This window comes from Streptomyces johnsoniae, assembly GCF_031845565.1.
GTDB classification, from domain to species: Bacteria; Actinomycetota; Actinomycetes; order Streptomycetales; family Streptomycetaceae; genus Streptomyces; species Streptomyces johnsoniae.
The window spans coordinates 123049-148858 of the sequence record NZ_JAVREV010000021.1; the positions used below are offsets into that span (position 1 = coordinate 123049).

Consider the following 25810-nt stretch of genomic DNA (forward strand, 5'->3'; position numbering starts at 1 on the left):
CCCTTTCGTAGGAACCGGGCTATCGCAGCCCGGTGGTGGCGATGCCGCGGATCAGATACCTCTGGCCGGCGAGGAAGAAGCCGAAGATCGGGCCCAGGGACAGCAGGGACATGGCGAACATGGGGCCCCAGGACGAGTTGCCACTGGCATCCATGAAGGTGCGCAGTGCCACAGGAGCCGTGAACATGTCCGGGTTGGTGAGGAAGATCAGCTGGCTGAGGAAGTCGTTCCATGTCCAGATGAAGGTGAAGATCGCCGTGGTGGCCAGCGCCGGCATGGACAACGGGATGATGATGCGGCTGAAGATCCGCCAGTGCCCGGCCCCGTCGATCCTGGCCGCCTCGTCCAGGTCCCTCGGCAGTGTCCTGATGAACTGCACCATCAGGAAGATGAAGAACGCGTCCGTGGCCAGGAACTTCGGGATGATCAGCGGCCAGAAGGTGTTGATCCAGTCGAGTTCGGAGAACAGGACGTACTGCGGGACGAGTACGGCGTGCAGGGGCAGCATGATCGAGCCCAGCATCACCGCGAACCACAGGCGCTTGAGGGGGAACTCCAGCCTCGCGAAGGCATAGGCCGCGAGCGAACAGGCCATGAGGTTGCCGATCACGGCACCGATCGTGACGATGGCCGAGTTGACGAAGTAGTGACCGAAGGTATGGCTCAGTGCGTCCCAGCCCTCGGAGAAGTTGTCGAGGGTGACCTCCCCGGGGATCAGGCCGGTTTCCCGGAAGATGAGCTCCTCCGGTTTCAGCGCACTGGAAAGCATCCAGAGCAGCGGGTAGAGCATGATGAAGCCGAACCCGATGAGCAGCAGATGAGTGATGATGCGGTGACGCTGCGCCGCGGCCAGCGTCCTGGCCAGCAGGGTGCCGTTGCGCTCAGTTTTATTTGTCACTGTAGAACACCCAGTATTTCGACATGCCGAAATTGATGGCCGTGAAAGTGGCGATGATGAGAACGAGCACCCAGGCCATCGCCGACGCGTATCCCATTTCCAGGGAAGGACCGAAACCCTTCAGGTAGATGTACATGGTGTAGAAGAGCGTGGAATCCGCAGGACCGCCTTTACCTCCGCTCACCACGAACGCCTGGGTGAAGGACTGGAAGGCGTTGATCAGCTGCAGCACCAGGTTGAAGAAGATGATCGGTGTGAGCAACGGCAGAGTGATGGAGCGGAATTGCCGCAGCTTGTTGGCGCCGTCGATCCCCGCCGCCTCGTAGAGGCTGTGCGGGATCTGCCGCAATCCGGCCAGGAAGATGACCATGGGTGCGCCGAACGTCCAGACGTTCAGGATGATCAGGGTTCCCAGGGCCGTGTCCGGATCGGCGATCCAGCTGGTGCCCTCGACCCCGAAAATGCCGAGGAAGCCGTTCACGATCCCGTCGTCGCCGAAGATCTGCCGCCACAGGATCGCAATGGCGACACTCCCGCCGAGCAGCGAGGGCAGATAGTAGATCGACCGGTAGATGGGCAGTCCTGACACACCGCGGTCCAGGAGCAGGGCGAGCCCCAGGGCGAAGCCCAGCTGGAGCGGGACGGAGACGAAGACGTACACCGCCGTGTTCCGCAACGCCTTCATGTAGCGCGGGTCGTCGGTGAACATCCGCTCGTAGTTGTCAAGACCGACCCAGTTGGCGTCACCGATCAGGTTGTAGTCGGTGAAGGACAGGTAGAGCGAGGCCACCAGCGGTCCCGCGGTGATCGCGGCCAGACCGATGAACCAGGGCGCCAGGAACAGATAGCCCGTCAGCGCCTCGCGGCGGCGGCGGCTCTTCGCGGCCTTGGGCTCGGGCGGCCCTTTGCGCGGCCCTTTGCGCAGCGACAGCGAGCGTGCCCGGGTCGGTTCCGCGCGTATCTCGGTGCGAGTCATGCCGGACCGCCCCGTCCCCTTGGCCAGGACTGACAACGGGCGTTCACCGTACGGTGGTGCTCGGGCCGGCCCGTCGCGGACGGGACGGGAATATGCTTGATCATCTGCACTCTCCCTGCGAGCGCTGGAATCGGACAACGGACGAACAGCTCATGGATGAGGCCTGCCACCTCCCGCCCCCTGCTCAGGCAGGACCGGGGTCGGCACCTCGAAGGCGCCCCCGCGGGTAGCGCGCCCAGTCCACGGCCAGTTCGGAGTACAGGGCCAGTTCCGCCGCCCCTCGCGCGGTCAGTCCGTCGATGCCGGGGATGACCCGGCGCGGCCCGCTGTCACCCGGCTCACTGCGCCAGACGTCCGGTGGCAGGGCCAGCGGATCGGGAGCGGTACGCACCGCCTCGACGACCCGCGTGAACGCCCCGGTGCGCGCCAGCGGGACCAGCAGCGGCACACCTTCGCGCAGGTGTGCCACAAGATTGGCCAGCAGGTCGGTGCGGCCGTGCTCGGAAACCTGCGGCTGCTCTCCTGCCCGTTCGAGCAGCAGCCGGTCCGCCTTGTACCAGAAGGTGATCCGGCCCGCGTCGCCGTGCACCACCACGTAGGGCTCACCCGGCCGCTCGGCGCACAACGTCACGGCGGCCACCACCTGTCCACCCGCCGTGGTGGTGATTCTCGCGCAGGAGGTGTCGTCGGCGGCGATGTCATTGGCCCGGTACAGCTCCAGGTCAACGGCCGCGATGTCCTCCGCCCGTTCGGCACCCTCGATGCGCAGCGAGGTGGCGACCGCGTGGGCGAGCGGATTGGTGAGCACGCCGTCCACCACGTCGCGGCCGTCCAGGCGACGGTTTCCGCCCCAGGCCGCGCGGCGCCAGTAGGACTCGTCGCGCACCCAGGCGCCGGCCGCGCCGATGCCCGACACGGTGCCGATCGCACCGGCACCGATCAGCTCGGCAATCCGGCCCAGGGCATGCGAACCCAGGGACTGGAAGCCGACCTGGCACACCGTCCCGGCTGCCGCAAGTCCGCCGGCGAGCTGCTCGAACGCGGCGCTGGAGGGGGTCGGCGGCTTCTCCAGCAGCAGATGCGCGCCCGTGCGGGCCGCGATCAAGCCGAGTTCGGCGTGGGTGTGGATGGGAGTGCAGATCACGACCACCTCTGCCGCGGTGTGCTCCACGAGGCGGGCCAGGTCGTCCGACTGCGCCACACCGCTGTGCCCGGCCAGCTCCTCCTCGTCCAGCGGGCTGACATCGCAGACCCCGGCCAGAGTGACCAGGCCCTGCTCACCGAGCCGGCGGATATTGCGCAGGTGCCAGCGGCCGTGCCCGCGGGCACCCGCGAGGACGACCGGTACCGGGCGGCTCGCCCCGGCACCGTCTTCCTTGACGGCGTCGGCCATCTCCGCTCTCCAAACTCTCAGCGGGCGGTCGGCGGGTAACCGCTTACCGCACGGGCGTGGGTGGATGGGGTCGGGTGAGGAATCGAAGGCCGGAGCGGCGTAGGTGCTGACGCTCAGCCCGCGTAAGGCTCTGGGACATCTCCCGGGCGGGAGAGGAAGGTGAAGTCGCAGCCGGTATCGGCCTGCGTGATGTGCTCCTGGTACAGGGCGCCGTAGCCGCGCCCGTAGCGGGCGGGAGGCGGCTGCCAGGCGGCGCGGCGCCTGGCCAGTTCCTCCTCGCTCACGTCGAGGCGCAGGGTGCGTGCCTCGACATCGAGGGTGATCGCGTCACCGGTCCGCACCAGCGCCAGCGGCCCTCCGACGTGCGACTCGGGGGCGATGTGCAGCACGCAGGCGCCGTAACTGGTGCCGCTCATCCGGGCGTCGGAGAGCCGGACCATATCGGTGACGCCCTGCTTGAGCAGGTAGTCGGGGATGGGCAGCATGCCGTACTCGGGCATGCCGGGCCCGCCCAGCGGCCCGGAGCCGCGCAGCACCAGCACGCTGTCCGCGGTGATGCCCAGGGCGGGGTCGTTGATGGTGCGCTGCATGGACCGGTAGTCGTCGAACACGACGGCGGGGCCGGTGTGCCGCAGCAGATGGGGCTCGGCGGAGATGTGCTTGATGAGCGCGCCGTCGGGGGCGAGGTTGCCGCGCAGTACGGCCAGGCCGCCGCCGGTGGCGACGGGGTTGTCCGGCGTGCGGATCACCTCGTCGTCGTGCACCAGTGCGCCGGCCAGCTGCTCGCGCAGCGAGTCGTGCGCGATGGTCGGGCGGTCCAGGTGCAGGTGGTTCTCGCCCAGCCTGGCCAGCAGCCCTGGCAGCCCGCCCGCGTAGTAGAAGTCCTCCATCAGGTACCGCCCGCCGGGGCGGACATCGGCCAGCACGGGGACCTCGCGGGCGATGCGGTCGAAGTCGTCGAGCGACAGCGGGAGGCCCGAGCGCCCGGCCATGGCGATCAGGTGGATCACCGCGTTGGTGGAGCCGCCGAGTGCCAGCACGGTGGTGATCGCGTCCTCGTAGGCCTCGCGCGTGAGGAAGCGGGAGAGACGGGCGCCGGACCTGACCAGGCTGACGATACGCAGCCCGGCGGCGGCGGCCATCCGGCTGTGCGCCGAGTCGACGGCGGGAATGGCGGCGGCGCCCGGCATGGTGACCCCGAGGACCTCGGCGGCCGAGGTCATGGTCGAGGCGGTGCCCATGGTCATGCAGGTGCCGGGGGACCGTGCCAACCCGCCTTCCAGCTCGGCGAGTTCGCGGTCACCGATACGCCCGGCGCGCTTCTCGTCCCAGTACTTCCACATATCGGTACCGGACCCGAGCGTCTCGCCTCGCCAGTGTCCGCGCAGCATGGGCCCGGCAGGCACGAACACGGCCGGCAGATCGACGCTGGCCGCTCCCATGAGAAGCGCCGGGGTCGTCTTGTCGCACCCGCCGAGCAGCACGGCTCCGTCCACGGGATAGGAGCGCAGCAGCTCCTCCGTCTCCATGGCCAGGAGGTTCCGGTAGAGCATGGGCGTCGGCTTCTGGAACGTCTCGGAGAGCGTGGACACCGGGAATTCCAGCGGGAAACCGCCCGCCTGCCACACCCCCCGCTTGACGGCCTCGGCGCGCTCCCGCAGGTGCTGATGGCAGGGGTTGATGTCGGACCAGGTGTTGAGCACCGCGATAACGGGCTTGCCCATGTGCTCCTCGGGCAGGAACCCCAACTGCCTGGTTCGCGCCCGATGGCTGAACGAGCGCAGGCCGCCCGCCTGGTACCACCGCGCACTGCGCAACTCGCTGTCGCCGGCGGGGCGGTCAGCGTCACGAGCGACCGGGTCGGCGCCACCGTTGTGGGCGGCGGGCTCCGCCGGCCCGACCGCCGGGGCGGCGGCGCGGCTTTCCTCGTTCCCGCTCATCGCGCGTCCCATCCGTCGATCATCTCGGCGACCACCGGGCGCAACGCCTCGGGCAGCAGGCTGCTGGGCGCCCGCACGTCCCGGCGGCACAGGCCGAGAACGGCCAGCGCCTCCTTGACGACCGTCACGTTGTACTCCGAGCCCCGCTCGGCGCGCAGCTCCTCCAGGGGCCGGATCAGCTCCCACACCCGCATCGCCGCCGGATAGTCCGCCGCGCGCAGCGCATGCAGCATTTCGAGCGACACCCGGGGCGCCACATTCACCAGGCCCGAGGTGAACCCGGTGGCACCGCAGGCGAAATACGCCGGCGCCGACAGCTCAGCCAGTCCCGCCACCCACACGAACCGTTCCAGACCGGCGTCCCTGGCCACCGCCGCGAAGCGCACCGGGTCCCCGGCCGCGTACTTCACGCCGATCACGTTGGGGCAGGCCTCGCCCAGCCGGGCGATCGTGGCACCTTCGATCATGGCGCTGCGGACGTAGGGAACCACGCCCAGCTCCGGCACGGCCTCCGCGATGGTCCGGTGATAGTCCAGCCAACCGTCCTGCGAGACGTAGGGGTGAACAGGCTGGTGGATCATCACCATGTCCGCCCCCGCCGCCCGCGCCTCGCGGGCGGCGCTCACCGCGGCGCCTGTCTCCTGCCCGACGCCCGCGATGATCTGCGCGGCGCCGTCGGCCTCGGCGACGGTCAGCTCCACCTCGGTCCGCCGCTCCTCGGGCGTCAGCGAATAGAACTCGCTGGTGTTGCCGTTGGGCGTCAGCGTCCGCACGCCGCCGTCGAGCAGCCGGCGCACCAGCGCCCGGTAGGTCTTCTGCTCGATCCGGCCATCGGCGTCGAATGGGGTGACGGTGATGGCCACCACATCGGCCAGCGCCGCACGTTGCTTCCCGAACAGCTCGACGGATTCTCCGGCAGCGGGTCCGGTCAGGGCAGTCATGACTCTCCTTCGGCGGAAACTGCGGGGGACGCGGACTCCGCGGGGGACGCGGACTCCTCGGGAAACGCGGACTCCTCGGGAAACGCGCGCCGCACGAAGCCCTCGATGTGCTGGTGCAGCAGCCGGGCGGCCTCCTCGGCCCGCCCGTCTTCCGCGCGGGCCAGGATCTCCCGGTGCTCGTCGGCCTCGCGCCCCCACGTGGGGACGCTCTGCCAGGCCACCGAGGACACCAGGGCCGCCTGGTCGCGCAGATCATCCAGCATCCTGACGAGCAGCGGATTGCCGCAGGGCAGGTACAGCGCCCGGTGGAAGTCCCGGTTGGCCAAGGAACGCTCCGCCGTGTCGCCGGCCGCGTCGGCCCGATCGAGGGCGGCGTGCGCCACGGCCAGTCCGGCCCGTGAGCTGACCGTGCGGCGCAGCGCCTCAGGCTCCAGGAGAAGCCGCACGTCGTAGACCGAACGCGCCATCGCCGCGTCCACCGCGCGCACCGCGGCGCCCTTGTACTCGCTCATCACCACGAGACCGCGCCCGGCCAGAGTCTTCAGCGCCTCACGGACCGGAGTCTTGGACACCCCGAACGTCCTGGCCAGCTCCGTCTCCACCAGCGCGGTGCCAGGGGCCAGCCCGCCGGTCAGGATCGCGTGCGTCAGGTGCTCCAGGACGTACTGCGTGCGGGACGGAATGGGCACCGGCGCGGCGCCGGACAGGGGTGCGTTCATGCGGGGCGAGGCCTTACTGGGAGATCGTGCACGATGTCTCGTGTACCGCGTCTCGTATATGAGATATGCCGTACGAGCAGCGGTGTCGATGAACGTAGGACCCACGGGGCAGCGAGTCAACGGTTCTGACGAAAGTGCTGCCGCCGCCCCGCGGGAGCGAACGAGCCCGCCACCGGCGGGGGTTCGCGGGGGCGACGCAACGGTCACCGCCCCCGACGCGTCAGCACGTCACCTGCTCGTGCTGCTCGCCGTTCTGTTCAGGGCTGTGTCTCGCCGGCGAGCCATTCGGCGAGGTGGGCGGCTGTGGCGGGGGCGTGCTGGTTGATGAGGGTGAAGTGGTTGCCCGCGACGGTGCGGGTGGCGGTGACGTGGGGAAGGACGGTCTGCCAGCCGTTCGGTGCCGGGTCCGCCCCCGGCGGGAGGGGCATGGGTTCCGAGGCGCGCAGGAGCAGGGTCGGGAAGGGGACGGGGGCGGGCGTCCAGGTGTGGAGGAGCCGTTCCGTCCAGGCGTAGGCGGACAGGTCGGCGGCGGTGTAGCCGTCCGTGAGGTGTTCGCGTTCGTAAAGGCCGTGCCACAGGTGGGGCAGGAGGCCGCGGGCGGTGGGTGACTCCAGGATGTAGGTGTCCAGGAGGACAACGGCCCGCACGGGCGTGCCATGGGCGGCGAGGTGGCGGGCCGTCTCGTGGGCGAGGATGCCGCCGGACGACGTCCCCAGGAGGACCACCGGCTCTGTGGGGGCGCCAACGGCCAGGGCCAGGCCCTCGACGAGCGCCTCCCGGGTGGCGGGCAGTTCCTCGTCGGCGCGGAAGCCGGGGGGCGTCAGACAGGTGACGGCCCAGTCGTCCGGGAGCGCCTGGGTGAGGGCGGCGTAGGTGTGGGGTCCGGTCAGGGGCACGATGGGGGCCACGCAGACGAGGTGGGAGCCCGAGGTGCCGGTGCCGGCGGCGAGCCGGTCCACGGTGGGCGGAACGGGCCCGGTGCTCCTGGGCCGCAGGGCCGCCAGGCCGAGGAGCAGGCCTTCGGCCTCGTCCATGCGCCCCGTCCGCACGGCGTCGCGGTGGAGTTCCGCGACCAGGTCGGGCGCCGGGGCTCCGCCGCTGCCGCTCTCCTCGGCCCGCGGCGAGGCGAGGTGGTCGAGGAGGTGGTCGGCCAGGTCGGCAGGGGTGGGATGCAGGAGGACGACGGTGCTGGGCAGCGCCGTGTCCAGCACCGCGGCGAGCCGGTTGCGCAGGTCGACCGACGCCAGCGAGTCCATGCCGTGGTCGGGGAACGCCGCGTGCTCGTCGAGCGCCTCCGCGGACGCGTGGCCGAGCACCGCCGCGGCCTCGTTCCGCACCAGGTCGACGAGCAGTTGCCGCCGCCCGGCGGGCGGGAGAGCCCGCAGCCGTTGCGTGAACCGGCCGTCGCCGCTCGCCGCCGCGGGCGCGCCCGCGGCCTGTGCCTCGGGCAGTTCGTCGAAGAACGCGCTCGGTCCGGTCGCGGTCGCGACGGAAAGGTAGCGTTCCCAGTCGATGTCCGCGATCGTCAGCGCGGTCTCCTCCTCGTGCAGGGCCTGGGCGAGGCCCGCCAGCGCCAGCTCGCCGTCGAGGAACGACATGCCGCTGCGCAGGAGTTGCTCGCCGTCCTGCTCGCTCATCTGCCCGCGCGCCTCCTGCCACGGGCTGCACGAGAGGGCCGTCGCGCAGGCGCCGCGGGCGCGGCGCTGCGCCGCCAGCGCCCCCAGATAGGCGTCGGCGACCGCCTGTGCCGCGTGGTGGCCGATGCCCCAGACACCGGCCATCGACGAGAACATCACGAAGGCGTCAAGACCGGAGTCGTCGAGCAGTTCGTCGAGGTGCGCGGCCCCCGCCACCTTCGCGTGCGCCGCGTCGGCGAAGTGCGCCGGGCCCGAGGTGCCGATCGGCCCGAGAACGCGCGTTCCGGCCGTGTGCATGACGGCGCGCACCGGGCGGCCGTCCGCCGCGAGCCGGTCGAGAACGGCGGCCACGTCCTTCCGGTCGGTCAGATCGCACGGCACCACCTCGACGGACGCCCCCTGGGCGCTCAGCTCCGCCGCGAGAGCGATCGTGCCGGGTGCCGCCGCGCCGCGCCGGCTCGTCAGCACCAGGTGCCCCGCGCCCTGCCGGGCCAGCCACCGGGCGACGCGGCTGCCGAGCGCCCCGGTGCCGCCCGTCACCAGCGTCGTGCCGCCGGGCGCCCAGGTGCTGGGCGAGCCGGCTCGTGCCGGTGCCCGCACAAGGCGCCGGACGAGGACGCCCGAGGACCGCACCGCGGCCTGGTTCTCCCCGGAACCCGTGGTCAGCAGGGCGGCGAACCGCCTGGCCGTCCGGGTGTCGAGCCGTTCCGGGAGGTCGGCGAGGCCGCCCCGCAGGGACGGCGCCTCCACGGCCGCCGTCCGGCCGAGCCCGAGGACCATGGCCTGCCGCGGGTGGCGCACGGGGTCGGCCGCCCCGGTCGAGACCGCGCCGCGGGTCACCATCCACAGCGGCACCTCGGCGCCGGACTCCATCAGCGCCCGGATCAGGGACACGGTCAGCGCCAGGCCGGTGGGCAGTGCCGTCCCGCCGCCGTCCGTGTCCTCGGCCGCCGCGAGCAGCGACAGCACTCCGGCCACCCGGTGGACGTCGCCGAGCCGTTCCGCGAGCGTCCCGGGATCGGTGCAGGTCCCGTCGACGACCACCCGGCGTGCCTCGGCGCCGTGCGCGGCGAGCGCGGCCAGCACGTCGGCACCGTCCGCACCATCGGCACCGGTGGCACCATCGGCACCGGTGGCACCGTCCGTGGTGAGGACCAGCCAGGTCCCGGTCAGTGACGGGTCGGCGGGCACGCGCAGTGGTGTCCACACCGTCCGGTAGCGCCGCCTGCTGGTCAGGGTGTGCCGGTCCTGCCTCCCGCGCCACGCGGACAGCGCCGGGAGGACCGAGCCGAGCGCCGCCCGGTCCTCCTCGCCTTCGAGGCCGATCAGCGCGGCGACCGCGGCCGGGTCCCCCCGGCCCACGGCGTCCCACAGCGGCTCGTCGGCGGCGCCGGGCGCGCCGGTTTGGCCGGCCTGGCCGGGCGCCGCGATGGTCGGGGCGGTCGGGGCGGTCCAGTAGGACTCGTGCTGGAACGCGTAGGTGGGCAGGTCCACCGTGCGTCCGCCGGCGAGCACCGCGCTCCAGTCGACGGGCGCGCCGTGGGCGTACGCCTCCCCGAGGGAACGCAGGACCCGGTCCCATCCGCCGTCGTCCCGGCGCAGCGTGCCGAGGGCGAGCGCCTGGCTGTCCGCGCTTTCGACGATGTCGCTGATGCCGATCGAGAGCACCGGATGCGGGCTGATCTCGATCATGAACCCGTATCCCTCGTGCACGAGGCCCGTCATCGTCTCGGCGAACGACACGGTCTCCCGCAGATTGCGGCACCAGTACCGGGCGTCCAGTTCCTCCGTGTCCAGACGGCCGCCGGTCACCGTGGACCAGAACGGCACCTCGGACGGGCCGGGCCGCACCGGGGCCAGCACATCGAGCAGCTCGGCCTCGATCCGGTCCGTGTGCGCCGAGTGGGCGGCGAAGTCCACCCCTTCCAGCCACCAGCGCATGATCCCGGCCTTGGACAGGCCCCGCTCGACCTCGCGGAGGGCGGCCGGATCACCGGAGAGCGTCACGGTCCTCGGTCCGTTGACCACCGCGATCGACACCGCGCCGGACACCCCTTCCATGAGCGGCCGCACCTGTTCCCGCGAGGCCATCACCGACATCATCGCGCCGCTTCCTGACAGGCGTTCGCGGATGAGGCGGCTGCGCAGGGCGACCACGCGGGCGCCGTCGTCCAGCGAAAGGCCGCCGCTGACGCAGGCGGCGGCGATCTCGCCCTGGGAGTGACCGACGACGGCGGCCGGTTCGACCCCGAAGGAGCGCCAGAGGGCGGCGAGCGAGACCATGACCGACCACAGCACGGGTTGCAGGACGTCGGGCCGGCCCTCGACCGGCGGGGCGCCCGGCTCGCCGCGCATCACGCCGGTGGGTGACCAGTCGAGGTACGGGGCCAGCGCCGCCTCGCACTCGCCGATGCGGGCCGCGAAGACGGGAGAGGCGTCGAGCAGTTCCGCGGCCATTCCGCGCCACGCCGCGTCCTGCCCGGGGAACACGAAGACCACAGGGCCCCGCCCGGGAGCCGTTCCCCGGAGCACGCCGGGGTGGGAGGTGCCCTCGGCGAGGGCCGCGAGGCCGCCGCGCAGCGCCGCCCGGTCGTCACCGACCAGCACCGCCCGGTGCTCGAACGCGGCGCGGGTCGTCGCCAGCGAGTACCCGATGTCCACCGGCCGCAGCACAGGGCGGTCGTCCAGGTGGGAGTCCAAGTGGGCGAGCAGTTCCGCGGCCTGGGCGCGCAGCGCGCCGGCCGATTTGCCGGCCAGCGGCCAGGCCACCGGGCCTTCCGCGGCCGGTGCCGCGACCGGTGCCGGGGCGTGCGCCGGGGCGTGCGCCGGGGCCTGCTCAAGGACGACGTGCGCGTTGGTCCCGCTCATCCCGAACGCCGACACCCCGCACCGCCGCGGACGGCCCAGTTCGGGCCACGGGGCCGGCTCGGTCAGCAGGCCGACCGCGCCCGCGTCCCAGTCGATGCGGGAGGACGGCGTGGTGACGTGCAGCGTCTTCGGCAGCCGGCCGTGCCGCAGCGCCATCACCATCTTGATGACGCCCGCGACTCCGGCGGCGACCTGGGTGTGTCCGATGTTGGACTTGACCGAGCCGATCAGCAGCGGCGGGCTGTCGCCGCGGTCCTGACCGTAGGTGGCGAGCAGGGCGTGCGCCTCGATCGGATCGCCGAGCGCCGTGCCCGTTCCGTGTGCCTCGACGGCGTCGACGTCGGACGCCGCGAGCCCGCTGTTGGCGAGGGCCTGCCGGATGACCCGCTGCTGCGCCGGGCCGCTCGGGGCCGTCAGCCCGTTGGAGGCGCCGTCGGAGTTCATCGCCGAGCCGCGGACGAGCGCCAGCACCCGGTGGCCGTTCCTGACCGCGTCCGACAGCCGTTCCAGGACCAGGAGACCGGCGCCTTCCGCGATGCCCATGCCGTCCGCCGACTCGTCGAACGCCTTGCACCGCCCGTCGGGTGCCGTGACCCGGTGCCTGCTCAGGGAGACCAGGGTGTCGGGGCCGGTCAGCACCGTCGCGCCGCCGGCGAGTGCCAGGGTGCTCTCCCCGGCACGCAGCGACTGGCAGGCCATGTGCAGCGCGACCAGCGACGCCGAACAGGCCGTGTCCACGGTCACGGTCGGCCCCTGGAAGTCGAACAGGTAGGCGATGCGGCCCGACAGCACGCTGGGGATCGTGCCGGTGAGCTGGTACCCGTCGGAGTCCGTCGACGCCCCCGCGCCGTGCTGCTGGGCGGTTGCCGAGACGAACGTGCCGGTCGTGCTGCCCCGCAGGGACGTCGGGTCGAGCCCGGCGCGTTCGAACGCCTCCCAGGCCAGCTCAAGCAGTATGCGCTGCTGCGGGTCCATCGACGTCGCCTCGCGCGGCGAGATGCCGAAGAAGCCCGCGTCGAACTCGTCGGCGCCGTCCAGGAAGCCGCCCGCCGACGAGTAGGTCGTGCCCGTGCGGCCCGGGTCGGGGTGGTAAAGGTCCGGGTCCCAGCCGCGGTCGGCGGGCAGCGGGGACACGGCGTCCGTGCCCGCGATCAGCAGCTCCCACAGCTGCCGGGGCGAGCGCACCCCGCCGGGGAAGCGGCAGCTCATTCCGATGATCGCGATGGGTTCCGCATCGGAGCCCCGGGCCGCCGCACCGCCCGCCGCACCGCCCGCCGCGGCCGGAGCCGGGGCCGCGGTCGGCCGCTCGCCGCCTCCCCCGCCGCCCAGTTCGGCCCGCAGGTGGGCGGCGAGCGCTTCCGGCGTCGGATGGTCGTAGATCAGGGTCGAGGGCAGGTTCAGCCCCGTCCGCTTCCGCAGGGCGTGCCGCAACTGGCCGGTCGTCAGCGAGTCGAAGCCCATGTCCTTGAACGTCCGCCCCTCCGCGCCCGCCACCGGGCCCCGGTGCCCGAGCACCGCCGCGGCCTGCTCGCGCACCAGCCGCAGCAGGTCGGCGGCCGTTCCGGACGGCAGGCCGAGGTCGGCGCCGGTGGCGGAGGCGGCCCGGCGGGCGGCCGGGACCAGTCCGCGGAAGACGGCGGGCACCGTCTCGCGCGCCCGCAGCGCGGCCCGGTCGACGCGTGCCGCGACGACGGACGCCTCGCCCGCCGCGCCGGCGGCGTCGAACCAGGCCAGTCCCTGTTCGGTGGAAAGCACCGGCAGTCCCGCCGCGGCGATCCTGCGCACCTGCGTGGCGCTCAGCCCCGCGGACATACCGGCGTCCCCAGGCCACGGCCCCCAGCCGATGGACAGGCCCGGAAGCCCGTCCGCGGCGCGCCGCCGCGCCAGCGCGTCGAGGAACGCGTTCGCCGCGGAGTAGCCGGCCTGTCCCGCGTTGCCCAGGACGCCGAACACCGACGAGAACATCACGAACGCCGTCGGGCCGCGGTCGCGGGTGAGTTCGTGCAGATGCCAGGCGCCGTCGAGCTTCGGGCGGAACACGGTGTCCAGCCGGTCGGGCGACAGCGTCCCGACCAACCCGTCGTCGAGCACACCGGCGGCGTGCACCACACCGGTCAGCGGGTGCTCGGCCGGGATCGCCGCCAGCAGAGCGGCCACTGCCGCGCGGTCCGAGACGTCGCAGGCGGCGGCGACCACCCGAGCGCCGTGCCCGGTCAGTTCGGCGACCAGTTCGTCGGCGCCCTCGGTGCGGGCGCCCCGGCGGCCGGCCAGCACCAGGTGACGCACCCCGTGCACGGTGACCAGGTGCCGGGCGACCAGCGCGCCGAGACCGCCGAGGCCGCCGGTGATCAGCACGGTGCCCTCGCCGTCCCACACCGTGCCGGGGGCCGCCGGCCGCGGTTTTGCGGCGGGGGCGAGGCGGGGCACGAGCAACTCACCGGCGCGCAGCGCCAGTTCGGGCTCACCGCAGTCGAGCGCCGCGCGCAGCACCGTCCCGGGGGCGACGTCGTCCGCGGGGTCCACGTCGAGCAGCACGAAGCGGCCGGGGCTCTCCTCCCGGGCCGAACGCACCAGCCCCCACACGGCGGCCGCCACCACGTCGGGGGTTTCGCGGGACGTGGTCGCCACCGCCCCGCGGGTCAGGAACACCAGTTGGGGGAGCGGGCCTGCGCCGTCCTCGTCGTCCAGGCGCTGCCGCAGCACGTCGAGCACGGACGCGGTGACGTCACGGACCGCCTCCGGCACCGGCAGCCCGGCGGGCACGGTGACCGGAACCAGCACCGCCGCCCCGTCAGCTCCGTCCGCCCCGTCAGCTCCGTCCGCGACGCGGTCGTGGCCCCCGGTGTCCGGCACCGGGGCGGGCAGCCAGTCAAGGCGCAGCAGCGGCTGCGCGAACGCGGTCGCCGCGGTCGTCACGGTCGCCGCGGCGGGAACGTCCTGCGGGCGCAGCCGCAGCGAGCGCACGGACAGCACCGGGTCGCCCGCGGCGTCCGCCGCGGACAGCGTGACCGTGTCATCGCCCGTCCGGCTCATCCGCACCCGCAGCACGGACGCGCCGGCGGCGTGCAGGGACACCCCGGCCCAGGCGGACGGCAGCCGCCGGCCGTCCGCGTCGTCGAGCCCGGTCAGCGGCACGAGGTGCAGCGCCGCCGCCAGCAGCGCGGGGTGCAGGCGGAAGGCGTCGGCGTCGTCGGCGACGTGCTCCGGGAGCACGACCTCGGCCAGCACCTCGTCACCTGCTGCCCAGGCCGCCCCGAGTCCGGGGGGCGCCGACTCGTGGTAGCCGTCCAGGTCGACCGGAACGGCGTTCGCGGGCGGCCACGCCTGCCCGTCCGCGGTGCCGACCGCGGCCGTTCCCCGCGCGAGTGTTCCGGTGGCGTGCAGGGTCCACGGCGTGTCCGGCGGGTCGGCGGGGCGCGCGTAGACGTTCAGGGTGCGCCGGCCGTCGTCGCCCGGGCCGCCGATCGCGGCCTGGACCCGTACCTCGCCCGGGCCCCGCGCGGGCAGCACCAGCGGTGCGGCCAGGGTGAGTTCCTCAAGGAGGCCGCAGCCGGCCTCATCGCCCGCCCGTACCGCCAGCTCCAGGAAGCCGCTCGCGGGGAAGACCACCTGCCCGTTCTCCACATGGTCGGCCAGCCACGGCTGCGCCGTCACCGACAGCAGGCCGGTGCACAGCAGGCCGCCGCTCTCCGGCCGTTCCACGGCCGCGCCGAGCAGCGGGTGCTCCAGGCGGTTCAGCCCCGCGGAGACCACGCCGGCCGACGGGCCCCGGCCGGTGGCCGCCGTCCAGTAACGGTCCCGCTGGAACGCGTAGACCGGCAGCTCGACGCGGCGCGCGCCGGTCCCGGCGAACAGTCCGGCCCACCGCACCGGCACCCCCCGCACGTACAGCCGGGCGACCGCCGTCAGCGCCGTGGTCTCTTCGCCCTGGTCCTTGCCGAGCAGCGGCACCGTCTCCGTGTCGGCGACTTCGGCCAGCACGTCCTGCCCCAGCACGTCCTGAGCCAGCACGGACAGCGTCGCGTCCGGGCCCAGTTCGAGGAAGACGCGGGCACCGGCCACCGCCGCGGCGGCGACCGCGTCGGCGAACCGCACGGTCTGCCCGACGTGCCGCACCCAGTAGTCGGGGGTGCGGATCTGCTCGGCCGGGAGCCGTTCACCGGTGACGGTCGAGACGATCGGGATGCGCGGTTCGGCGAAGGCCAGGCCCTCGACGACCGCACGGAAGCCGTCGAGCATCGGCGTCATCAGCGGGGAGTGGAACGGGTGTCCGACGCGCAGTCGCGTCGTCCTGCGTCCTTCGGCCGCGAACCGGTCCGCGATCGCCCGCACCGCGTCGGCGTCGCCCGACACCACCACCGCCCGGGGGCCGTTGACCGCGGCGAGTCCCACCCGGTCCTCGGCACCGGCGAGCAGCGGCACCACCTCGTCCTCGGCGGCCTCAAGCGCGATCATGGCGCCGCCCTCGGGAAGCGCCTGCATCAGCCGTCCGCGGGCGGCGACGAGCGTGCACGCGTCGGGCAGCGAGAGCACCCCGGCCACGTGCGCCGCCGCGATCTCGCCGACCGAGTGCCCGAGCAGCAGATCCGGCGCGGCTCCCCACGACTCCACCAGCCGGAAGAGGGCCACTTCGAGGGCGAACAGCGCCGGCTGGGCGTACTCGGTACGGCTGAGCAGTCCCGTCCCGTCGCCGAACACCACCTCGGACAACGGCCGTTCGAGCTTGCCGTCCAGCAGCGCGCAGACCTCGTCCCACGCCGCCGCGAACACCGGGAAGGCGGCGTGGAGTTCGCGCCCCATGCCTGGCCGCTGCGCGCCCTGGCCGGCGAACAGCCACGCCGACAGGCCCGGATCGCCCACCGCCGTGCCCTCCGCCACCGGCACGGGCTGCCCGGTGCCGTCCGCCGTGGCCAGGAGCACCGCCCGGCACTCCAGATCGGAACGCGTCGTCGCCAGCGAGTACCCGATGTCCTGTGCCGCCGCGCCGGTGCCGGTCACGAACGCGGCCAGGCGGTCGAGTTGCGCCTGAAGCGCCGCCTCGGTGCGGGCCGACACCGCCCACGGCATCACGTGCGGCCCGGCCTCCGCCGGCGGCCCGACGGGCGGCACCGGCGGGTCCTCCGGCGGCTGTTCGATGATCACGTGTGCGTTGGTGCCGCTGATCCCGAACGACGACACGCCCGCCCGGCGGGGCCGCGCGGCCCGCGGCCACGGGGTGGACGCGGTCAGCAGTTCCACCGCGCCGGCCGACCAGTCCACCTGCGCGGACGGCGCGTCCACGTGCAGCGTCCTGGGCACCACACCGTGCCGCATCGCCAGGACCATCTTGATGACGCCCGCGACGCCGGCGGCGGCCTGCGTGTGCCCGATATTGGACTTGAGCGAGCCGAGCAGCAGCGGGCGGTCCTGCGCGCGGCCCTGCCCGTAGGTGGCGAGAAGCGCCTGCGCCTCGATCGGGTCACCCAGCCGGGTGCCGGTGCCGTGGCCCTCCACCGCGTCCACGTCCGAGGGGAGCAGGCCCGCACCGGCCAGGGCCTGGCCGATGACCTGCTGCTGCGCGGTTCCGCTGGGGGCGGTCAGCCCGTTCGACGCCCCGTCCGAGTTGACCGCGGAACCGCGCAGTACCGCCAGCACCCGGTGGCCGGCCCGGACGGCGTCGGACAGCCGTTCCAGCACCAGAACGCCCACGCCCTCGGACCAGCCGGTGCCATCGGCGGAATCCGCGTACGCCTTGCAGCGGCCGTCGGGCGACAGGCCGCCCTGCCGGGCGAACTCCACGAAGATCCCCGGCTCCGACATGACGGTGACGCCGCCGGCCAGCGCCAGGGAGCACTCGCCGCCGCGCAGCGCCTGTGCCGCCAGGTGCAGCGCCACGAGTGACGAGGAGCACGCCGTGTCCACGGTCAGCGCGGGCCCGCGCAGCCCCAGCGCGTAGGCGACCCGGCCGGACAGGACGCTCGGCGAGGTGCCGGTCAGCACATAGCCCTCCGCGGCGCCGGAACCGTCCTGCAGCCGGGGACCGTAGTCCTGCGCCATGGCCCCCACGAACACGCCGGTCCGGCTGCCGTGCAGGGACGACGGAGCGATCCCGGCCCGTTCCACCGCCTCCCAGCTCACTTCGAGCGCCAGCCGCTGCTGCGGGTCCATGGCCTCCGCCTCGCGCGGCGAGATCCCGAACAGGGCCGCGTCGAAACGGTCCGCGTCGTACAGGAACCCGCCCGGCCTGCCGGTCGCCAGCAGCTCCGGCGCCCAGCCGCGGTCGGTGGGCATGCCGGAGACGGCGTCGGTTTCGCCCGCCACCAGGTCCCACAGTTCCTCGGGCGAGGTCACCCCGCCCGGGTAGCGGCAGGCCATGCCCACGACGACCACCGGTTCGTCCGCCGGAACGGTGCGGGGCGCCGCCGGGGCGCCCCCGGCCGCCGGTCCTGTGAACCCGGCGGCCAGGTGGTCGGCGAACCGGTCGGGGGTGGAATGGTCGAACAGCGCGGTGTTGGCCACGGGCAGCCCGGTGACGTTCTTCAGCCGGGTCACCAGCTCCACGGTCATCGCCGAGTCGAAGCCAAGTTCCTTGAAGGACAGCGCCGGGTTCACCCGCTCCGCGGAGGCGGCGCCCAGCACCACCGCCGTCTCCGCACGGACCAGCCGTCCCAGATCGGCACGCGTCCGCGGAACGCCGGGCTCCGTTCCCGGCCCCTCAGGCTCCGGCTCCGGCTCCGGCTCCGGAGCGTGCCCGGTCACCAACGCCGCGGCGCCTTCGGCCGGTTCCGCCAGCCAGTACCGCTCCCGCTGGAAGGCGTACGTCGGCAGCGGCACCCGCCGGGCGCCGGTCCCGGCGAACGGCCTCGACCAGTCCACCGGCACCCCGCGGACGAACACCTCCGCCAGGCAGGTCAGGAACCGTTCCCACCCGCCCCGGTCCCGCCGCAGCGTGCCGACGGCGACCGCCCGGCCGCCCTCCGCGTCGATGACCTCCTGCACCGCGGCGGTCAGCACCGGGTGGGAGCTGACCTCGACGAAGACCCGGTGGTCCTGGCCGAGCAACGCCCGGACGGCCGGTTCGAAGCGGACGGTCTGCCGCAGGTTGCGATACCAGTACTCGCCGTCCATGCCGGTGGTGTCCAGCCAGGTGCCGGTCACCGTGGAGAACAACGGCACCTCGGCCCGCCGCGGGCGGATGCCGGCCAGCGTGGCCGGCAACTCCTCACGCACCCGCTCCGCCTGCGCCGAGTGCGAGGCGTAGTCGATCGCGATCCGCCGCGCCCGCACGTCCGCGCCCGCCAGTTCCCCGGACAGCGCCTCCAGCGCCGCCAGATCGCCGGAGACCGCCACCGAGGTCGGCCCGTTCAGCGCCGCGATCGACAGCCTGCCGTGCCACGGGGACAGCCACGCCTCCACCTCGGCCCGCGGCAGCGGCACCGACAGCATGCCGCCCGCCCCCGACAGGTGGGCGGCGATCGTCCGGCCGCGCAGGGCCACCACCCGGGCCGCGTCCTCAAGTGTCAGCGCACCGGCCACGCACGCCGCCGCGATCTCCCCCTGGGAGTGGCCAAGCACCGCGTCCGGGACCACCCCGTGCGCCTGCCACAGCGCCGCGAGGGAGACCATGACCGCCCAGGACGCGGGCTGGACCACGTCCACCCGCTCCAGCGAAGGGGCCCCCGCGTCCTGCCGCAGTACCTCCGGCAGCGACCAGTCCACATGGGGCGCGAGCGCGGCGGCGCACTCGGCCAGCCGTTCGGCGAACACCTCGGACTCCGCCATCAACCGGACGCCCATACCGGCCCATTGGGAGCCCTGCCCGGGGAAGACGAACACCGTCCTGCCCTCGACGTCGGCGACTCCGCGTACCAGGCCAGGCGCTGACTCGCCGTCGGCCAGCGCTGTCAGCGCGCCGGGGGCGCCGGGGGCGTCGTGGGCGCCGTCAGGACCGCCGGACGGCAGAACGACGGCGCGGTGCTGGAACGTGCTGGTCCGGCTGCCGGCCAGGGAGAAACCGACGTCCACCGGGTCGAGTCGCGGGTTCTCCGCCAGCCGGGACGCGAGGCGGGCGGCCTGCGCGCGGAGCGCGTCGTGGGTCCGGCCCGACAGCGGCCACGGCACCCGGCCCCCCGCCGCGGCGACACGGTGCGCGTCCGGAGCCGCGTTCCCCGGCGTCCGCGCGTTCCCCGGCGTCCGCTCGGCGGCGGACACGATCAGGTGGCAGTTGGTGCCCCCGATGCCGAACGACGACACACCGGCCAGCGCCCGGCCCTCGTGGTAGGGCCAGGGGCGGGCCGACGTCACCACGTCCACGTGCCACTCGTCGAAGCGGATCTGCGGGTTGGGCCGTTCGAAGCCCAGGCTCGCCGGCAAGGTGCCGTTCCGCAGCGACAGCGCGACCTTCACGAGGCCGGTGATGCCGGCGGCGCCCTCCAGATGCCCCACGTTCGTCTTCGCCGAACCGACCAGCAGCGGGCTGTCCGCGGAACGGCCCGCGCCGTAGACCGCGCCGAGCGCCGCCGCCTCCACCGGATCACCCACCCGGGTGCCGGTCCCGTGCAGCTCCACGTACTGGACCGCGGCCGGGTCGACCCCCGCCCGGCGGCAGGCCGCGCGCAGCACCGCCTGCTGTCCACGGGCATCGGGGATGGTCAGCCCCTCGCCGGGGCCGTCGTTGTTGACCGCGCTGCCCTCAATGACGCAGTGGACGTCGTCCCCGTCGGCCAGCGCCCGCGCCAGCGGCTTGAGCAGCACCATCCCGGCGCCCTCGCCGCGGACGTATCCGTTGGCGCGCTCGTCGAAGGTGAAGCAGCGGCCGTCAGGGGAGAGGGCACCGAGCCGCGCCACCGCTTCCGCGCTGTCCGGCAGGAGGTTGAGGTGCACGCCGCCGGCCAGTGCCGTGGCCGACTCCCCGCGCCGCAGGCTCTCGCACGCCAGGTGCACCGCCACCAACGACGAGGACTGCCCGGTGTCCACCACCAGGCTCGGCCCCCGGAGCCCGAGGAAGTAGGACATCCGGTTCGCGATGACGCTGCGGTTCAGACCGGTGAGGGTGTGATGCCCGATCGCCGCCGGCCCTCTGCGCCGGTCGAGCGCGCCGTAGTCGTCCGCGGTCACGCCGACGAACACCCCGGTGTCGCTGCCGCGCACCGCGGCCGGAAGCACGCCCGCGTCCTCCAGGACCTCCCAGCCCAGCTCCAGCGCCAGTCGCTGCTGCGGGTCCATCGCCCGCGCCTCGCGCGGAGAGATCCCGAAGAACTCGGCGTCGAACCGGTCGACGTGGTCCAGGAAGGCCCCCAGGGCGGTCTCGCCTGAGACCGCTGCCCCTTCGCCTGCCCCTTCGCCCCAACGGCCGGGCGGCACCTGCGAGACCGCGTTTCTCCCGCCGGTCAGCAGTCGCCAGAACCCCGCGGGGTCGTCCGCCGACGGCAGGCGGCAGGACACCCCCACCACCGCGATGGCGTCCTTCGCCGCGTGGAGTCGCTCGGTGGGCACGGAATCGGATCGGCTCATGGGACCGCTCCCCAACTCTTCGTCTTCGCAGACTCGGCAGAGGGCACGTGCCGGTGCACACCCGTTTCCCGGGAATTCGGCGACACGGACCTGCCGTTCGAGTCGTGATCAACAATGCGCATACTGCATGCCCACCCTCCTTATTCCCTATGCATCGAGCTGCGGCGGATTCCGTTCGGTGCATACGTACTGCGCCGTCACAATTACCCAGAGCGCTAGGGGGTGATAGGGGATGACTGGAAAACCCCCGGCAGTGGACTCAGGTTTGAAAATCCCTCGGCTTGCCTTATTCTCGATGCCCTGTCGACCGATAAGAGTCAGAGTCTTCGAAGCACGAAGGTGGGGGAATGCGGTCCAGGATCGATCCGCAGGGGGTGGACGGCTTCGCCGCCACGCCCGCCGGCCAGGCCTACGCCAGGACGGCGCGTCAGTCGCTCAACGGACTCCTCGCGGACCGGCCCCCGCCGAACGTCCACCGCACCATCGCCAACCACCCGGCGCTCATGTCCGCGATACAGCCGCTGATGGCGCACGTGGCCGGCGACGTGCTGCCGGCCCGGGACCGCGAGATGGTCATCCTGCGGACCGCGTGGCGTTCACAGGCCCAGTACGTCTGGGCCCACCACCACGCGGCGGGACTCATGGTCGGTCTGAGCGAGGCGGAGATCGCCCGCGTCACGTCGGAGGAGGCCGGCGACTGGGCGCCCTTCGAAACCGCCCTCCTCCAGGCGGTCGACGAACTCCATGTCATGTCGGTCATCTCGGACGGCACCTGGATGCGGCTCGGCGAGCGCTACAGCAAGGAGCAGGTACTCGAACTGCTGGCCCTCGTCGGCACGTACAAGACCCTGTCGTTCATCCTGAACTCCTGCGTCGTTCCGCTCGACCCCTGGCTGGAACGTCCGGCGCGGCTGCCGGCCGACCCGGTGCGGCGGATGTCCGGCAGGCACGCGCGCCCCCCGCAGGGCTGACGCGTTCCCCGCGCCGCACGCCCGCCGGAAGTCCGCCGGAATTCACCGGGAACCGCCGGGACGTATCGCGGCAGCCATGAAACGTGCACGGCGCCCGCGCCGCAACGACCGACGGCGCGGGCTTCCCGGCGCGGCGGATGTGAATTCCGCCCCGGCGGCACCGGAGGAATTCAGTCAGAATTCGACGGGTGCTTCCTGCGGATCAGCGTGATGCCGTCGGCCATGGGGACCAAGGACATTTCCACTCGCGGATCGTCACGGACCAGATTGTTGAACGCGCGGATCGCCGCGGTCTCCTCGTCCCGCGCATCGGGGTCCGCGACCCTACCGAAGAACAAGGTGTTGTCGACGACGATCAGCCCGCGGTCGCCGAGCAGGGTCAGCGCCATCTCGTAGTAGTCCGGGTAGCTCTGCTTGTCCGCGTCGATGAAGACCAGGTCGAACCCGCCCGGCCCCTCGTCCGCGATGATCGCCTTGAGGGTGTCGGTCGCGTAGCCGATGCGGACGTCGATCTGCCCGTCGACACCCGCCCTGGCCCAGTAGTCGGCGCCGATCCGCGGCCAACTGCCCGCGATGTCACAGGTGATCAGCTGCCCGCCGGGCGCGAGCGCGCGGGCCAGGCACAGGGTGCTGTACCCGGTGAACGTGCCGATCTCCAGGATTCTGCGGGCCGGGGTGAGACCGGCGAGCAGCGTCAGCAGCTGCCCTTCCTCGGGCATGACCTGCATCGCGCTGACCGCGGGCAGGTCGGACGTCCGCTCGCGCAGCTCCCGCAGGATCGTGTCCTCGCGCAGGGAGGACTCCCGGATGTACTCCGCGAGCCCGTCCGGGAGACCTAGCTGATTCGCCATGCGTCCTCCAACTCCTCTCCTCGGCTGTCGCCTCTCATAGCGCCGCCATCGAGACCGCGTGGTCGGCGAGGATCATCTGGCAGATCTCCGTACTGCCCTCGATGAGTTCCATGAGCTTCGCGTCGCGGTAGGCGCGCTCGACCACGTGGCCCTCGTGCGCGGCCGCCGATCCCAGGATCTGCACGGCCGCGGCAGCGCCCTGCGCGGCCTGGACAGCGCTCACCTGCTTGGCGAGAACGGTGGCGACGACCATGTCGGGCGAGCCGCCGTCCCAGCACCGGCTGGCGTGTTCGCACACCCGGGTCGCCGTCTGCTCGGCGATCAGCAGGTTCGCCAGATGGCGGCCGACGAGCTGGTGCCTGGCGAGAGGCCGGCCGAACTGCCGCCGGGCGCGGGCGTGCCCGCGGGCGGCGTCGAGACAGGCCCGCAGGATGCCAACGCAGCCCCAGGCGACCGAGATCCGCCCGTACGCCAGCGCGGTGGTGACCAGGAGCATCAACGGCTGCCCGCCGCCGAGCACCGCGCGAGCAGGCAGCCGTACGTCGTCGAGCCGCACATCCGCGTGGCCCGCCGCACGGCAGCCGGACGGCTGCGGCACCCGGCGCACGGTGACTCCCTCGGCCGAGGCGGGCACCACGACGGCGGCCGCCCCGGAGCCGTGGCGTCCGACGACGACGATCATGTCGGCGTAGTGCGCGGCGGTGGTCCAGACCTTCTGCCCGCGGATGACGACGTCGTCACCGTCCGGTTCGATGGTCGTGGTCATCGCCGCCAGATCGCTGCCCGCCTCCGGTTCGCTGAACGCGACGGCGGCGAGCCGGCCGCCGGCCAGCTCCGGCAGGTAGTCCTCGTGCTGTTGCGCGGTGCCCAGGCGCTGGATGGTCCACGCGGCCATGCCCTGGGAAGTCATCACGCTCCGCAGCGAGCTGCATCGGCTGCCGACGTGTGCGGTGAACTCGCCGTTCGCCAGGCTGCTCGCCCCGAGTCCGCCGAAGGCGGCGGGCACCGCCGGGCACAGCAGGCCGCGGGCGGCCAGCGCCCGCAGCACCTCGTCGGGGATCAGGCCGGTCCTGTCCCACCCCGGGGCCAGGTCGCCGACGAGGTCGTCGACGAGCCCGGCGGCACCGGCGAGCGGATCAGGCATCGGCGGGCTGCTCGTCGCCGGTCAGGCGCAGGACCAGGTCGGTCATGGCCCGGATGGTGCGGAAGCTGTCCCGCCTGAGGTCGTTCCCGGGAATCTGCACGGAGAACTCCCGCTCGACGTGGACGACGAGCTCCATGGCGAGCAGGGAGGACACCATCCCGGAATCGAAGAGATCCTGGTCGGCAGGCACATCCGTCTTGATCCGGCCCGAGACGAACGCCGTGATCGACCGCTCGACACTCTCACGAGTAATTTCCTGGCTCATATCTACGAAAGCACCTCTCCATAGTCGTAGAAACCACGCCCGGTCTTACGCCCCAGCTCGCCGCGGCGGACCTTTTCCAAGAGCAGTTCGCAGGGTTCGAAGGTGGAATTCTGAGTCCGCTCGGCAAGCAGTCGCAGAGCATCCGCGAGATTGTCGAGTCCGATCAGGTCGGCAGTGCGCAGCGGGCCGGTCGGATGGCCGAGGCATCCGTGCATCAGCTGGTCCACGGACTCGACGCTCGCGGTGCCCTCGGATACGATTCTCGCCGCTTCGTTGATCATGGGATGCAGAAGCCTGCTGGTGACGAATCCCGGCGCGTCGCGCACGACGACCGTTTTCTTCCCCAGCCGTTTCAGAAGAGACAGCACAGCATCCATGGCCGCGTCACCGGTCTGCGGGCCGCGGATGACCTCCACCATCTCGATGAGGTAGGCGGGATTCATGAAGTGAACCCCGGCCAGTTCCCCGGGACGCTCCACCGACTTCGCCAGTTCGGCGATGGGGATGCCCGAGGTGTTGGTGATCAGCGGGGTCCCGGCGGGTACCGTGCCGGATATCTCCGCCATGACCCGCGCCTTGAGCGAGGCGTCCTCGGTGATCGCCTCGATCACCGCCACGGCATCCGCGACGGCATCCGCGGCGCCCTCTGCGGACAGCGCGGTGGTCAGCGTTCCGGTGGCGCCGGAGTCGGGGAAGGCGCCCAGGAGCTGCCCGTGTCTCAACTGCTGGGTGATTTCCGACCTGGCGTCCTCCAGCACATCCTCGGAGACATCGACCAGCACGACGTGCACGCCGCGGCCCAGTGCCAGCGCGGTGATGCTGCGCCCCATCACTCCGGCACCGAGAACAGCGATCACGTCCGATCGAGAATTCGCCATCACCTGCCCCAATCATCATTTCAACCGCACACGCCCTCCATCGGACACCTGGCGGGTGAAAGCCGTTTCGTTTCTTGATGGTGACCGCCGCAGCGCCACGACATTCCTTCGGAGGGGAAAATCGACTGGGGCGGGGTCAGGGGAATATCAGGACGGCTCCGGGCGGCCGGACGGACCGCGAACCGCAAGCCGAGCGGTTGATTCGGGGGTCGGAGAGGAAAAGGAAGTGCGTTCCGCGTTATGCGGACGACTGCTCCGCCATTCCCCTCTCTCATTCCATGGGTCTTCGGTCGGGCCTGGGCATCTGCACGAAACTCTACTAACCCTGCGTCAGAATCGGTGAACCCCTACCTCCCCCTAATCTCGGTTTCCGCAAAGCCGACCGCACTGCCGGGCAACGCGTAATCAGAAACTTCATCCGGACCGCGGTGCGAGGTTTACGACGGCCGATGAGCGGGGCGGCCCCGCCCGTGTGTCCGTGCCGGGGCGACCGTATGAACGTCTTGGTCCGGGAAGGCACAACATCGCCGCGTGGCACGGCCTCTGCCGTCGGCGGATCGCTGCGGGCCGATGTGGGCCATTCTCCTCGCCGACCAGGTACTCAGCCTCCACGCAACGGACAGAAGGCGCTGCGACCGCTCAGGCGGGCAGCAGCACGGACCCGAAGGACCTGGGGGTGGATAGCCGCCGGACATACAGGTCTCCTGTGGCGCCGGATGACTGGTCGCCCAGCCACATCAATGTACGGCGTCGGCAGAGTGATCAAGGGATGGGACGAAGGGGTGCCCCAGCTATCGACGACCAAAGAGCCGTCGTGCGAGCGCGGTTCGGCGGGGA

Annotated in this window: 12 protein-coding genes; 1 reads left to right on the forward strand and 11 read right to left on the reverse strand. The window is 72.5% G+C overall.

What is annotated here, in order from left to right:
- Positions 1 to 19 precede the first annotated feature (19 nt).
- The 7 genes from RM779_RS29565 to RM779_RS29595 form a co-directional block, all read right to left on the reverse strand.
- The gene (locus tag RM779_RS29565) at positions 20 to 898 is read right to left on the reverse strand and encodes a carbohydrate ABC transporter permease (protein ID WP_311620860.1); all 879 of its coding nucleotides are present in this window, start codon (positions 896 to 898) and stop codon (positions 20 to 22) included.
- Complete coding sequence (locus tag RM779_RS29570) at positions 888 to 1874, reverse strand: carbohydrate ABC transporter permease (protein ID WP_077061310.1); 987 nt, start codon at positions 1872 to 1874, stop codon at positions 888 to 890. The genes RM779_RS29565 and RM779_RS29570 overlap by 11 nt, the downstream gene beginning before the upstream one ends.
- Before the next feature lie 184 nt (positions 1875 to 2058).
- Complete coding sequence (locus RM779_RS29575; protein ID WP_311620861.1) at positions 2059 to 3267, reverse strand: Gfo/Idh/MocA family protein; 1209 nt, start codon at positions 3265 to 3267, stop codon at positions 2059 to 2061.
- A gap of 113 nt (positions 3268 to 3380) precedes the next feature.
- The gene (araD, locus tag RM779_RS29580) at positions 3381 to 5219 is read right to left on the reverse strand and encodes an L-arabinonate dehydratase (protein ID WP_311620862.1); all 1839 of its coding nucleotides are present in this window, start codon (positions 5217 to 5219) and stop codon (positions 3381 to 3383) included.
- Entirely contained in the window at positions 5204 to 6148 is a 945-nt protein-coding gene (locus RM779_RS29585; RefSeq protein WP_311620863.1) for a dihydrodipicolinate synthase family protein, read from the reverse strand. The genes araD and RM779_RS29585 overlap by 16 nt, the downstream gene beginning before the upstream one ends.
- Positions 6145 to 6867 carry a GntR family transcriptional regulator gene (locus RM779_RS29590; RefSeq protein WP_311620864.1) on the reverse strand — a complete coding sequence of 241 codons (723 nt, stop codon included), beginning with the start codon at positions 6865 to 6867 and terminating at the stop codon, positions 6145 to 6147. Before RM779_RS29590 ends, RM779_RS29585 begins: the two co-directional genes overlap by 4 nt.
- A 257-nt stretch (positions 6868 to 7124) precedes the next feature.
- A complete protein-coding gene (locus RM779_RS29595; RefSeq protein ID WP_311620865.1) occupies positions 7125 to 20864 on the reverse strand; it encodes a type I polyketide synthase in 13740 nt (4579 codons plus the stop codon).
- Positions 20865 to 21211: 347 nt separating this feature from the next.
- On the opposite strand from RM779_RS29595, the gene RM779_RS29600 reads away from it, so the two are divergent.
- Positions 21212 to 21835 carry a carboxymuconolactone decarboxylase family protein gene (locus RM779_RS29600; protein ID WP_311620866.1) on the forward strand — a complete coding sequence of 208 codons (624 nt, stop codon included), beginning with the start codon at positions 21212 to 21214 and terminating at the stop codon, positions 21833 to 21835.
- A gap of 170 nt (positions 21836 to 22005) precedes the next feature.
- Here RM779_RS29600 and RM779_RS29605 read toward each other — a convergent pair whose 3' ends face one another.
- Genes RM779_RS29605 through RM779_RS29620 form a run of 4 tightly spaced genes read right to left on the reverse strand, consistent with a single transcriptional unit; the run spans position 22006 to position 24973 of the window.
- A complete protein-coding gene (locus RM779_RS29605; RefSeq protein WP_311620867.1) occupies positions 22006 to 22686 on the reverse strand; it encodes an O-methyltransferase in 681 nt (226 codons plus the stop codon).
- A gap of 34 nt (positions 22687 to 22720) precedes the next feature.
- The gene (locus tag RM779_RS29610) at positions 22721 to 23830 is read right to left on the reverse strand and encodes an acyl-CoA dehydrogenase family protein (protein WP_311620868.1); all 1110 of its coding nucleotides are present in this window, start codon (positions 23828 to 23830) and stop codon (positions 22721 to 22723) included.
- Positions 23823 to 24095, reverse strand: coding sequence for an acyl carrier protein (locus RM779_RS29615; RefSeq protein ID WP_311620869.1), 273 nt, complete (start codon positions 24093 to 24095; stop codon positions 23823 to 23825). The genes RM779_RS29610 and RM779_RS29615 overlap by 8 nt, the downstream gene beginning before the upstream one ends.
- A gap of 2 nt (positions 24096 to 24097) precedes the next feature.
- On the reverse strand, positions 24098 to 24973 hold the full coding sequence (locus RM779_RS29620) for a 3-hydroxyacyl-CoA dehydrogenase family protein (protein ID WP_311620874.1): 876 nt from the start codon (positions 24971 to 24973) through the stop codon (positions 24098 to 24100).
- Positions 24974 to 25810 lie beyond the last annotated feature (837 nt).